This is a genomic window from Lachnoclostridium sp., assembly GCF_031997925.1.
In the GTDB taxonomy this organism is placed as follows: Bacteria; Bacillota; Clostridia; order Lachnospirales; family Lachnospiraceae; genus Lachnoclostridium.
On sequence record NZ_DAMADT010000006.1, the window covers coordinates 57,676 to 71,737 of the forward strand.

Genomic DNA, 14,062 nt, shown 5'->3' on the forward strand with positions numbered 1-14,062 from the left:
GAAGACACTTTGTTCTTTTATTATTTTTTATCTACAGTAGCAATTCCTAGCTCTCTCTTTAAGACCTCCTGTGATTGCTTTCTTTGGCTATCCCAAAGCTTATGCACCTTATCATAATGATAATCTAACCCAGTAGGGTTAGAAGGAAGCTCTATTGCATCTTTGATTAAGAAATCCGTTAATTCTAAGGTATTTAGTAAATGTACCATTCTTTCTGGATACTTCTCATGAGGTATCGTAAAGAATTTACGCTGATATATAATTGCAAATACAGTTGCATGGAAAGAGTTCGTAACTACATAATCTGCATTTTCTATTAGACCTAAAAATTCTTCCACTCCTGCATCATCAAAACGTCCTAACTCGTTACTATAGCGTTTATCAGGACGATTATGAATCACTGGAAGTCCTGTAAGCTTTGATAACTTTTCTGCAATTGGGCGAACTTGATTGTCTGCGTTAATGACATGTACAAAAATATAACCCTTATTGAATTTTGGTGTTTTCTTTAAGTTTTCAAAATCTTTCACTTCTAACAATAACGTAGGGTCTACTACCACATCAATAGACTTGTCTGTTAAAGGAGTTAGCATATCCTTTGCAGATTCTTCTCTTACTGCTATAGCATCAAAGTTTTTTAGATATTGTTTAAAAAACTCTTTTTCATAATCTTTTAATTCTGTTTTCCCAACACTGGAAGCAAAGGATAATTTTCTCACTGGTTTTTCCGTGAAGTTCAGAAAAAAGGCTCTATTTAATCCCCCAGTAATTGCTCCGTTCCATACTTGATCACTGCCAGTAATTAATATATCATACTTATCTCCAACTTTAGAATTTACAAGCTCTTGATAACTACGATAGCGTGTTGTTGTATGCAATTGATTTGCTATAAATGACTCAAACTTCTTATATTTACGATTAGCACGAATACCTTTTTTCTTCAAATTAAGCCATAAACCTGAGCGAATTTTACGAAATCTTTTTGCATCCTTTAACCCTTTATACAAATTTAGCGGCTTATATAGAGTATCGATACAGTCCAATCGAAGATTTATAATATCAACTTCATAACCTAACTTTTTAACATATTCTTGTAGCCCCCAAGCTTGCAGCATACAACCATAATTGTGTGCTGAGGAGATGGTTACAATTCCAACTTTCATCTTTCTTTTTTTACCTCCGTTGTTTACTACCCACATGTTCATACCAAATATTTATACAATTTTATAGTAGGCTGTATCCAGCACTATAAAATTGTATGATATCTATTTTGTATGATTAACTCCGATTAAATCTTCAAACTGTTTTACTATAGATTGATTATATTTCGTAAAAGAGATGTTAAGTGGTTTTACTTTGCCTTCCATAAACTCTTCCATACCTTTTCTTAATCCCTTCTCACTGTTTTCTACCAGATAACCATGATGCTCTCTTAAAAAATCACCGGAACCCGGAATATCTGTTGCAACAATAGGAACTCCTAACGTATCTGCTTCTAGTAATACTAACCCGAGTGGTTCACGATCAGATGGTAAAAGAAATAGGTCGCATTGTTTTAGTATGGTAAATGGATTTGAAGTTGATTTTACAATATAAATATCGTTCGCACATTCTAATTTCCTTGAAAAATCTACCGTATTTTTAAATAAGGTACCATAACCACCAATGATGATAAGCTTCGTGTTTGGTTGTTTCTTATGAAACTCATTAAATGCTGACATCAATTTCATATGTCCTTTTTCTGGTGAGAATCGTCCAATCGTTATAAATTTCGTAGAATCACCTTCTAGCATCCTAGTAAAGTCTTCATAAGGAACGGAAAGCTCAGTCTCCTCCTCCATAACAAACGGAAGTTTTGCCTTATCTAAGATTCCATCGACATTATGAGCATTTTGTAAAACTTCTACCTTGTCCATAAAATTACCGACTTTTTTAATGGAGTCTTTCGTTGCTTCACTAACCGCAACAATCTTATCATAGGTTTCAAACGCATGCTTAAGAATATTAAAGTGAAAATTCTTCTTTTCTTTATATTCCTCATACATATCATTATGGACAAAGATAACCTTCCTAGCCTCTGATTGCTGTAAATACAAGGTGATATCTGGAGCATAACCGGTGAAATGCACAATTTCATCGATTCGAACATTGTGAAAACGCTTATCAAAGTCTCTTTGATAGAGTCGATTCAAGCGCTTTTGCAAAAATTTTGAGTCTTTATTAAATCGATAATATAACTTATGGTAAACTGCTTCCATCCATTTCCATTCTATGGTACTTCCGCAAAGTGGCATTAATCCTGTATTCGGTGGTAGAACCGATAAACGCATAGGAGTCTTTGTAAATTGATTTTGCTTAAAAAAGAAATAGTAATTTGCTTTCTCTTTATCTACTAAACTCATAAGATTTAATAAAGAGGTCGTGATGCCGTTCATCGCTAAGTTCGAACAATAGACAAGAATATTTGGCTTTCCATTCCCTTTCGCTTTTTCTTCTTTACATACTTTTTGTCCAAGAAAAACATGCTTTGCAATCTTATTTGCTGCATCGATATTATCATAAGTACAGAATTTTTCTAAAAATTCCTTATCGTCATATGTTTTTGGTAAATTAAATTCTTCGCATAGCTCTGTTACATTCTCTGCTTGCGGAAATGGAAGTGAATCGAGAGGAATGTAGAGACCTCTTTCATCCAGATAATCTTTCCGATCATACGTAAATAAAACAATTTTCTTTCTCGTATTTGCGAAATCAAAAAATACACTAGAATAATCGGTTACCAAAATATCCGCTGAATTTAAGAAATCATACGTTTCATAACCCTCTGGAAAGGGCTTGATGTGTTTATACTCACTAAAATCAAAGCGTCCTTGTAAAAATACATGGAATTTTACATAGAACACCTGATTGTCATTCAGTAGTTTATCAAGTATTGCAAAGTTACAAGCACAAGCTTCTACCTGCTCCGTATTAGTGCTTTCTGTTAAAGTACCACGCCAAGTTGGCATATAGACAATCACTTGTTTGTCTGTTAACTCTAATTCTTTACGAATTATTTCTGCCCGCTCTTTTTGATAAAAGATTGCATTTCTAGGATATCCTTCGCAGAGAATTTTACCCTGGTACGTATTTTCTAGATAATACGCATGAATCATCTTTTCTTTCATGTAGTCGTTTGGATATAATAAATAATCTGTAATCTGAAAATTCTTCTGAATATTCCCCATTGCAAATGCTCGATTTTCGACTTCATACCCCATATGTTTCAGAGGTGTTCCATGCCAAGTGTTTAAATAAACCTGTTCCGGTCTTTTATAAAACCAAGTTGGAAAACTAGTATCATTCACTATATACTTTGCGGTAGCTAACATCTCTAAATATTTTTTCGAATTCATTTCAAGAAGTATGACATTATTTATCTGATACTTCCAAAGCAACTTTTTAACTCTATCTTTATTAGATAAGTTAACGTTAAGGTAGCATTGAAACTTGGAATATTCTTTCTTCGTTAATTCCTTTAACAAGTAAAAAATATTACCAGCTAAATCAGCTCCTGCCTTCGATTCAAACAAAATAGCTGTTTCCTTTATTGGTTTCTTTCGTTTATTCAAATAATACGAATTACGATTGCAAACTTTTCCAGTAGATTTTATCTTGGAAATTTTGCCTTCAATGTTAAAATTCATCGATTTATTCCCCGCTATCCTTTGGTTACTTAGTTTTTTTCTCATTCATTATATAATAAATTGCTACTTATTACAATTTAATTCGTTAATAAACGATATTGTTCTACAGCTGTAGTGAAATAATCATATTCCAAGCTATATAATTTCATTAAATTCCAAAGAGAGATTTTATCCCATAAACATGGCAATTTAATTATACAAAATAAAGAAACCTTATTTGTAACATTACCGTGCTCAATAGTCATACAAATTAGGTTTCCTATTTTATTATCTAACAAAGGGAAGTTGGCTAGGCGTACATTTTATACATAACAAGGAAAAGTCCGCTTCACGAACTTTTCCTTGCCATGTATATATTCTATAATTTTTCTATAATTCTTCTATAAAAACATCTGCAGTAATAATCTTTCCGATACGTTTTACATGACTTGTCATATAAGTAATACCATCTTCTTCGATTTCTACCTCTACAGTTCCACCAGGCATATGAACTTTCACTTTACGGTCTGTTAACCCTAATTTATAGGCAACGTTAGCAGCTGCGCAACTGCTACTACCAGATGATAAGGTATATCCAGCTCCGCGCTCATAGATTTCAATCACGATTTCTTCCCGATTCAATACTTGCATAAACTGCACATTGATTTTATTCGGAAAGTGCTCATCAGACTCAATAAGTTTACCTAAGCTCTTAACTTCCTTCTTCACTAATTCATCTCTTAGAATGACACAATGTGGATTTCCAATGGTTAAGCAGGTAGTAATTACCTTCTGTCCTTGAAATTCCATTGCTTCTTCAATCACTTCTCTAGGTTCACCTGTTACAGGAATCTCATCACTCATATAAGAAACTTTACCCATTGCAACATTTAGGGTGCCATTTTTATCATTGCTGTAATGAATTTCTATTGGTCCTCCTAAGGTATTGATAGTAATAACATCCCCTGTTACATACTTATGGTCTTTTAAAAACTGTGCAAATATACTGATTCCATTCCCACTCTTCTCTGCTTCACTTCCATCTGGATTAAAGATGCGCACATAAATTCCATCTTCCTTTTCGTAAGGTCCCATCAAAATACCGTCAGAACCTACTCCAAAGTGACGGTCACATATTTCACGAATTTGTGAACTTTTCAGTTCATATTCAAATTTTTTGGTATCAAATACTAAATAATCGTTTCCATTTCCGTGATATTTCTCAAAGATAAATTCCATAGTTTAACCCCTTTCAGTTATGTAACATACAAAAATACATTCTTTTTCTGTTTTTCTATCATTATATTTAATGCTTAAACTTGATTTCTTAATTACTATTTTTATCATTGTATCTTTCTATATTGAGCATTATAACAAGTTTTTCTTCCTAATTAGTATTGCAAGCTATGCTATAAGTTTCTTTTTCTACTCAATATTGCGTTCATTGCAACATGCTTTACTACTTTGCTTTGCAAGCATTTCTGATAAGCTTACCTTCCACTTTGTTTTGTAAGCATTATCTCACTACTTATATAATACACAACATATTTTAACTATAACATATCCATTTCTGCTCGACATATTGCATTTTCTGCTCTTTTATATATCATAGAATTAGATTTACAGGCTTCTTAAAGTTATAGAACTTTTACTGTCAAGTATTAGTCATGAATTATTGTAATTATTTTACTTATAAAAAACATTTGCAAAATTATGAAAAGTATATTAACATACTAACTATTAATAAAATTCAGATGAAGATAGTGGGAGAGCGATGTTTCTACATCCACCGAAGAAGTAAATCTTTCAGGTACCTAATCAGTCGATTTGATTAGAGATGACCGCTATTGGATGAAGCCTTGGAGAGACTCGATAAGAGCACCGAAGGAGCAAGCCGAAAGGTCAAACTCTCAGGTAAAAGGACAGGGATGGGTAACATATTTTACAAATATCAGTTTATATATTAATCTGACTTATATCTTATCTTTTCCCATTTATATCTCCAAAAATTTACTTAAAGGAGAGGCGCTTTACATTGCCTTTCAATGATGCATAAAAATGGAGGATTAAAATGGATCAATTCACTAAAGTTCTAAATCAAATTGACTCTTTCGTATGGGGGGCACCACTTTTAATATTATTAGTTGGAACCGGAGTCTATCTTACCGTACGTCTTGGATTACTTCAAGTATTCAAATTACCACTGGCATTAAAATATCTATTTTCAAAAGAAGAGGGAGATGCTAAGGCAGAAGGTGATGTAAGCAGTTTTGCAGCATTATGTACTGCTTTAGCTGCAACCATTGGTACTGGCAATATTGTGGGTGTTGCAACTGCAATTAAAGTCGGAGGTCCTGGTGCGCTTTTCTGGATGTGGGTAGCAGCTTTTTTTGGTATGGCAACCAAATATGCAGAAGGATTATTAGCTGTTAAATATCGTGTTGTAGATGGCAATGGGCAGATGTCTGGTGGGCCTATGTATTATATAGAAAAAGGATTAGGACTTAAATGGTTAGCTAAATTATTTGCTTTCTTTGGTATTGGGGTAGCTTTCTTTGGAATTGGAACGTTTGCTCAAATTAATTCCATAACCCAAGCAACGAAAGTAGCCTTTCATGTACCGATCGTAGTATCTGCAACAATAGTTACAATTCTTGTTGCATTGGTTACCTTAAATGGTATAAAGAGGATATCAAAAGTAGCTGAAATCATTGTACCTTTTATGGCTATTTTTTATATTTTAAGCTCTATTGTTATCTTACTATTAAATGCAAAATTACTTCCTGGTGCGATTGAACTAGTTATTAAGAGTGCATTTACACCAGTTGCGGCTGCGGGTGGATTCTTAGGGTCTACAGTGAAACAAGCCTTACAAAATGGTGTTGCTAGAGGTGTTTTCTCGAATGAATCAGGTCTTGGAAGTGCCCCTATTGCAGCAGCGGCAGCAAAAACCAAATCCTGTGTTCGTCAAGGGTTAATCTCAATGACTGGTACTTTTATTGATACTATTGTGGTATGTACAATGACTGGTTTGGTTTTGATAGTAACACAATCTTGGCAATTAGATCTAGAAGGAGCAGCTATTACAAATTATGCGTTTGCAGCTGGATTACCTACAGCTAATTTAGGCAAATTTATCGTGACAATTGGTTTAGTTTTCTTTGCTTTTACAACGATTATTGGTTGGAACTATTATGGAGAACGTTGTACGGAATATCTATTTGGAATAAAAGCAATCAAAATTTATCGATATATATTTATTGCATTAGTAGCAATCGGAGCTTATATAAAACTTGATTTAGTATGGATAATTGCAGATATTGTGAACGCTCTAATGGCAATTCCTAATCTAATTGGTTTGTTAGGATTAAGGAAAGTGGTACTCTCAGAAACTAGGGCTTATTTTAAAAATATATAAGAGGAACTTTAATTATCATAAGATGAACTATAATTATCATCTGAAGGAAAGGAACCTAAAATGTAATCTTACGTTTTTCGGTTCCTTTTTGTATATAAGTCTTCTTCTACTCAATATTGCACGATGTACGATAAGTCTCTACTTTGCTTAGCAGGCATTATCCTACTACCTATATGATATACAACACATTTTAACTATAATATATCTATTTCTACTTGGCATATTGCATTTTCTGCTCTTTTATATTATCATAGGACTAGTTAGGATTAGTATAGGATTAGTTTTTTATATAGTGTTTTTATATAGTAATCTATTAGGAAGGAATGACAAGGAGCGACATGGATCAAAACAACAAACGTGGTTACCTTAATGACCAATTTCGATTTTTTCATCTAAAAGATTCCCATACAGCACCGATAGAATATCATTATCATGACTTTCAAAAAATTGTCATCTTTTTCTCTGGTAATGTAACCTATATGGTTGAGGGTAAGGTTTATCAATTACTACCTTGGGATATCTTACTCATTAATCACCATGAGATGCATAAGCCAATCATTCAACCAGGAGTTCCATATGATCGTATTATTTTATGGTTGAATCGAGATTACCTCATACAGGATTCCTTAAAACAATATCATCTTGATGATTGCTTTCAGGAAACGGTATCGAAAAAAAGTAATCTTTTGCGTACCGAATCGAAATACAGAATGAAATTCTCATACCTCTTACAGGAACTTGAAGACTCCTTTCATTCCAAAGAATATGCGAGTGAGTTGTATACCAATACACTTTTTATGCAACTTATGATATTAATGAATCGAATGTTAGATTCTGCTCCTCTCATAGAAACACAATCTAGTATTCAATCAAATAAACATGTAGATTCTCTTATTTCTTATATTTCGGAAAATCTATCCGGTGATCTAAGCATCGAGGCATTATCCAAAGCCTTATACTTAAGTTCCTCCTATCTTATGCATAAATTCAAAGAAGTGACTGGAACATCACTTCACAATTATATAACAAAAAAAAGGCTTACAAATGCCTTAGAATTAATGCGAGATGGTACTCCAATTACAACAGCAAGTTTACAGAGTGGTTATAGCGACTATTCCACCTTTTTACGTACATTTCGTAAGGTGTATCATTGTACACCGACCGAATACGTAACAGGTAAATTACAAACCTCTCCGTTTCAAGGGCAGGAATATAGAGAGTAATCTGTCTGTATTATACTTACCAATATTTAATTGGTTTTATATATGTTAAATCTATAACCAAATTTGTGTTAAATCAGATTATAAACATATTGTTCAATTGATGATAGATTGCATTTTCTAATACATCGTTGAATAAACTACTTTAGAATTTTCGTTAAAAAAGACCTCCTAAAGTAGATTTTGGTTATTTACCATGTCTACTTTAGGAGGATCCTATCAACCATTCACCCGCTGGTCTTTTCGTGTGTATGTGCGCACACACACTCTTTTTGTCATCCTTACAATCACTTTTACAATTACTTCTCATAATACGTCATTCCGTTATAATCTTTTTCATGGTCGGTATTGTACCTAACATAAATGAACAGTCTGTTCTTGTTCGCTATATTTATGTAATCTAAAAAACATACATTCTATTTTAGAAAATTGATCTTTATCATCATATTCGTCTAAATTATTGTTTTTTAGCTCCCCAAAAGTACATTTCCCCATTTTCGTCTTTATTAAAGGTGTAGCTCTCATCAATCCAAGTATGATGAAATTTAGTTTCTGATATCGGATACATAGGTATCATATATTCATCATCTAGAATAAAAAACATTTTTTCTTTGTCCCTTCCTACAGTGAGTTTTATGCCGTCCCCTTTATATACCCCCATATATCCTTCATATAGTTTGGAATCTAAAGCATATTCGAGCGGCCTACCTGGAAAGCTATACTCCTCTTGAAATACTATTGCAGCAAGGATATCTGCAATACGCCACACTGCTGTAAATCCATAATTACTTAATACGATAATGCTTATTTCTTCATCGACATATCTATGAAATTCAGTTGTGGCTCCTAAGCCACCACCATCATGGCTTATCCTATTACGTCCGTACATTTTATCGATAAACCATCCATAACCATAATCATTATCTTCCGTACTTCTTTCTCCGGAATTTGCATATGGTGAAAATATTGTATCAAGAGTTGTTTTAGAAACAAGCTCTCCGTTGTATAAAGCCCTGTCCCATAATAGCATATCCTCAACTGTAGAATAGATGTCTCCAGATCCAAAAGTTGCATCCATGTTCACATAATCATTATGTATTAACTCATTATCATTCAAATAATACCCATTCGCTAGCCCCGGTACAATTACTTTGTTTCTTTCATTGCCGGTATTCTTCATATTTAAAGGTTCAAAAATATTTTTCTTCAAAAATTCATCATAACTTATACCTGAAACATTTTCAATAATACATGCAAGTAAATAGTAGCCATAGTTAGAATAATTCCACTTCTCTCCCGGTTCACACAAAAGCGGTTTATCTTTAAAGAAATTAAACATATCTTCATGTTTATGTTTTGATTTGCTATATAATATTGGAAAGCCTTCTCTAAATAAATATTGCAGGCCGGAAGTATGAGTTAAAAGATGATGTATCGTAATTCTTTTATCAAATTGATGAAATTCAGGAAAATAATTAGTAATGCTATCATTAACATCTAATAAGCCTTTTTCCTGTAACATCATTACTGACATAGCAGTAAATTGTTTTGTTATGGAACAAATTCTAAACTTTGTTAGTGATGTATTGGGAACGCTATGTTCTATAGAAGCCTTTCCATAACCTTTTTTAATAATAGTCTCACCCTTTTTAGCTACTAATATCGAACCACTAAATGCCCATGTATTACAGTATAATTCCATAAAGTCATTTATTTTTGTTGCTAGTAAACTGTTCATTACTACACTCCTTATTCACATGCTTTATTTTTGAAATAATTGATTATTCTCACCCATATGCAATAATCTTGTTATACTCTCCTTTTCATATTTTGTTATGAAATTACAAGTTTTTCATATTACATATTTGTTAATTTATATGATATCGATATTCTATAGTACTATACAGATAATGTCAAATTAAGGTATGATTTCTCAACAATCATGGGGTTTTCATTATAAACAAATCTATCTAGAATCATATTTTCAAAAAAAGCTCAGTTCGGTAAAAATATTGGTACTGTACGTTAAAGAAGGAGCGCATGTCCTCCTTCCTTAATTGAAGTTAATATAAAATCTCGTGAGCAGCCTATAATTTTATTCTTGAAATATCCACACGCCTTTCCCTGTTCCGTCTTCAAGCATATAATCGTTTTTTTCATCCTTTGTTATCTTTGTATATTCTCCATATTTTTTAGTGTTATCTCTACCAAATAGATTTCCGTAGTGCATTTTATAATAATCCCATCAAAATCCAAATCAAAAATTTTGGGATAACCTTCTTTAGAAAATGCTGTGATACGTATTTTATCTGGTTGTTTATTTTCAACATTCTTAATAAATGAATGGAACTTATCTACATTTGCTAATCCACCTGCCCCTATAACTACATCACCATTCTTTACGGCTGTATCATATTTGTATGTTTTAGGATGAATTATAAACCAATACACCCCACCGAAAGTTAATGCTAAAACAATAATTAAAGTACATATTTTAACTATTTTTCTCATTACATTCCCCCGTTTAGTTTGCTATAGATAATAGTGGCAATTTAAATATTTGGTATTATTATACTTTATGCAACTTGTGATTACTACTATAATCAACCTACATTTTCTAAATAAATATTGGAGGTCTATCTTTATATTACTTTTGGTTTTTTCACTATATAACACCCATCTTATCCATAAAAAAACAGACTTAAATCTATCTTAGACTAAGTCTGCTTCATAATACGACTATTTATTTAAAGACTGTATAACCTACATTCATAAGGTTTTAATATCATTTCTTTACTGTTTCTATCTGCATAATTACTTAAGAGTATTTCACCCTTCATAATGTCTAAATCGATTTGTAACTCACTGTGTTCTTCTGATATGTTACATACAATCAGATACGTTTTTTCCTCATAGTTTCTAGTGTAAGCATATATGCTTTCACTTTCTTCCATTAATAACTCATAATCACCATAAATAAGACCGGTGGTCTCCTTTTTAATTTTAATCAGCTTTTTGTAGAAATTAAGTATAGAATCCTCATCTTCTTTTTGTGCTTCTACATTCAGCCAATGATAATTCTGATTTACTTTCATCCATGGAGTACCAGTAGTAAACCCTGCATGAAGGGATGCATCCCACTGCATAGGCGTACGAGAATTATCTCTGGTGCTCTTTTTTAGAACCTGTAAGGATTCTTCCGGTGACATACCTTTATTAATACGGTCCTGATAACTGTATAAAGTGGGATCATCACGAAAGTCTAAATGGGACTCGTAATCAGCATTTAACATTCCTAATTCTTGCCCTTGGTAAATAAAAGGAACTCCTTTTTGCATATAATACATTAAAGCAAGGCATGTTGCACTTTCTTTCCAGTATTTATCTTCAGAACCAAAACGGCTTATACATCTTACTAAATCATGATTTTCCATTACCAAAGCCACATTTCCATCTGTCGGTGCAGCCTTTTGCCATTTAGTCAGGGCATTTTTTAACTTCTTAATGGATACTTTTCCTTCCTCTGATCCTACATTCCATAAATTTAAATGATCGAATTGAAACAAAGAATTAAATATTCCCTTCTCTGCTGATACCCATTCCTCTATTTCTTCAATACGTACACCATTGGCTTCCGCTACGGTAAAAATATCATACTTTGAAAAGGTATTCTCTTTTAGTTCTTTTAGTAAATCCAATATACCAGCTTGATTCATATGCTTATCAAAGGAGGAAACATAACGTTCGTTCTTAGGATTAGGCATATCGTTAAAGTCCGGTTTCTTAATATGACTGATGGCATCCACCCGAAACCCATCAATTCCTTTGTCAAGCCACCAGCAAATCATATCAAATATTGCTTTTTTTACCTGGGTGTTTTCCCAATTTATATCTGGCATGGTTTTACCGAAAACGTGCAAAAAATATTGTTCACTTTCTTCGTCATATTCCCAAGCAGAACCTCCGAAAATACTTTCCCAGTTGTTTGGTTCTTCCTTGTTTTTTCCGTCTTTCCATATATACCAATCCCTCTTTGGATTATCTTTGGAATTTCTAGACTCAATAAACCAAGGATGACTGGAAGAAGTATGATTTACTACCAAATCCATTATAACACGAATACCATGTTCATGAGCTTTATGTAGTAATTCTTCAAAATCCTCCATAGTACCATATTCCGTCTGGATATTTTGATAATCACTAATATCATAGCCATTATCATCATTAGGAGACGGATAGATAGGACATATCCATATTAAATCAATACCCAGATCAGAAAGATACGGCAGTCTGCTAATGATCCCCTGTAAATCTCCCACACCATCACCATTGCTATCCTGAAAACTTCTTGGATATATCTGATATGCTGCCGCACTTTCCCACCAAGGATGTAATGTACTTGTTTTTTCCATACGAAACCTCCATGCTTTCAATACCTGCGAATTAGAGCGCAAGCACAAATTTGTCATGTGAACTTTTTTATTCTTCTAGTGTGAAGTTTTAGAATATCTTAGATAGCGCCTTTTTGGCATCTTAGAAATTCTTCACACCTGAAATCATGCCTTATCAGTAGGCCGGACAAGGACGATGTAGGCACAAATATCCGTGTGAACTTCCCTCAACTTTGTACAATATTTCTTATCTGGTAGAAATCCTTTTGGCTGATTCCTCCCAAGTTTAAAAGTAAAAGTTTAAAGGCTTAAAAGTTTAAACGAAATTGTACCGAGAATTACTCAGCACGAATTTCAATGTACTATACCCTATACATAAGCGCTTCATAAGGTCTTAATCTGCCTTGTTTAATGGAGCTATAATTTGAGATAAGTACTTCTTTCTTATCTTCATATTCCTTTGGCAGCTTATATTCCACTTCTTCTGCATAAAAGTTACATACGACAACTATTTTGCTATCTTTTGAGGTTCTTACATATGCAAATATATTTTTATCTTCCGGAAGTAACATTTCAAAATCCCCATATACAATTACTTCATTGTTCTTTCTTATTTCTATCAATTTTTTATAATAATTATATATGGAGTCAGGATTACTTACCTGCTCTTCTGCATTTATCTCGGTAAAGTTTTGGTTTACCTCTATCCATGGTGTACCGGTTGTAAATCCGCCATTTTTCTCATCAGTCCATTGCATAGGGGTTCTGGAATTATCTCTGCCCTTAGCATATATGGATTCCATAATATCTTCGTGCTTATACCCTTTTTTTAATCGGTCTTTATACATATTAAGAGTTTCAATATCTTTATATTGATTGATATCGTCAAACTTAATATTGGTCATGCCTAATTCCTCACCCTGATATATATACGGAGTTCCCTTAAGACCATGAAGAAGTGTTGCTAACATTTTTGCACTTTCTATCCTGTATTCCTTATCATTTCCCCATCTTGATACAATTCTTGGTATGTCATGGTTATTCCAAAACAAACTATTCCATCCATCATCATTAAAACAGGTTTGCCATTTATGAAATACATTCTTAAGGTCAATTAAATTCAAGGGCTGTAAATCCCATTTTTCTTTTCCCGGAATCTGATCCAACCCAATATGCTCAAATTGAAATACCATACTTAATTCACTACCGTCGGGATTGGAATATATTTTTGCTATTTCAGGAGTTGCACCCCAGCATTCACCTACCGTTAATAAATCCTTATCACCAAAACTATTCCTGTTCATCTCTCGAATATATTCATGGAGCATAGGTCCATTTCCGGTAATTTTTTCATCTGGAATCTTACCG

General features: G+C 33.1%; 9 protein-coding genes and 1 riboswitch. Of the genes, 2 read left to right on the forward strand and 7 right to left on the reverse strand.

Annotated features, from left to right (window positions below; genetic code table 11):
* Positions 1–20: 20 nt before the first annotated feature.
* From RTP52_RS06235 to dapF, 3 genes are all read right to left on the reverse strand, one after another.
* Positions 21–1,163, reverse strand: a complete 1,143-nt coding sequence (locus RTP52_RS06235; RefSeq protein WP_312369922.1) for a polysaccharide pyruvyl transferase family protein — start codon at positions 1,161–1,163, stop codon at positions 21–23.
* 102 nt (positions 1,164–1,265) lie between these two features.
* Positions 1,266–3,686 (reverse strand): glycosyltransferase, encoded by a 2,421-nt coding sequence (locus tag RTP52_RS06240; RefSeq protein ID WP_312369924.1) that lies wholly within the window; start codon positions 3,684–3,686, stop codon positions 1,266–1,268.
* Positions 3,687–4,055: 369 nt separating this feature from the next.
* Positions 4,056–4,904 carry a diaminopimelate epimerase gene (gene dapF / locus RTP52_RS06245; protein WP_312104583.1) on the reverse strand — a complete coding sequence of 283 codons (849 nt, stop codon included), beginning with the start codon at positions 4,902–4,904 and terminating at the stop codon, positions 4,056–4,058.
* Positions 4,905–5,514: 610 nt separating this feature from the next.
* A riboswitch (glycine riboswitch) is annotated at positions 5,515–5,601 on the forward strand.
* Positions 5,602–5,736: 135 nt separating this feature from the next.
* Here dapF and RTP52_RS06250 point away from each other — a divergent pair.
* Both RTP52_RS06250 and RTP52_RS06255 read left to right on the forward strand, forming a co-directional pair.
* Complete coding sequence (locus RTP52_RS06250) at positions 5,737–7,083, forward strand: alanine/glycine:cation symporter family protein (protein ID WP_312369926.1); 1,347 nt, start codon at positions 5,737–5,739, stop codon at positions 7,081–7,083.
* A gap of 338 nt (positions 7,084–7,421) precedes the next feature.
* Complete coding sequence (locus RTP52_RS06255) at positions 7,422–8,306, forward strand: AraC family transcriptional regulator (RefSeq protein ID WP_312104579.1); 885 nt, start codon at positions 7,422–7,424, stop codon at positions 8,304–8,306.
* Positions 8,307–8,760: 454 nt separating this feature from the next.
* Here the strand turns inward: RTP52_RS06255 and RTP52_RS06260 are convergent, their stop codons facing one another.
* The 4 genes from RTP52_RS06260 to RTP52_RS06275 all read right to left on the reverse strand — a co-directional run.
* Positions 8,761–10,041, reverse strand: coding sequence for a serine hydrolase domain-containing protein (locus RTP52_RS06260; RefSeq protein ID WP_312369928.1), 1,281 nt, complete (start codon positions 10,039–10,041; stop codon positions 8,761–8,763).
* A gap of 428 nt (positions 10,042–10,469) precedes the next feature.
* Complete coding sequence (locus RTP52_RS06265) at positions 10,470–10,814, reverse strand: DUF4362 domain-containing protein (protein WP_312369930.1); 345 nt, start codon at positions 10,812–10,814, stop codon at positions 10,470–10,472.
* A gap of 236 nt (positions 10,815–11,050) precedes the next feature.
* Positions 11,051–12,715 (reverse strand): glycoside hydrolase family 13 protein, encoded by a 1,665-nt coding sequence (locus RTP52_RS06270; protein WP_312369932.1) that lies wholly within the window; start codon positions 12,713–12,715, stop codon positions 11,051–11,053.
* Positions 12,716–13,056: 341 nt separating this feature from the next.
* A partial coding sequence (locus RTP52_RS06275; protein WP_312369934.1) for an alpha-amylase family glycosyl hydrolase occupies positions 13,057–14,062 on the reverse strand: 1,006 nt, incomplete at its 5' end.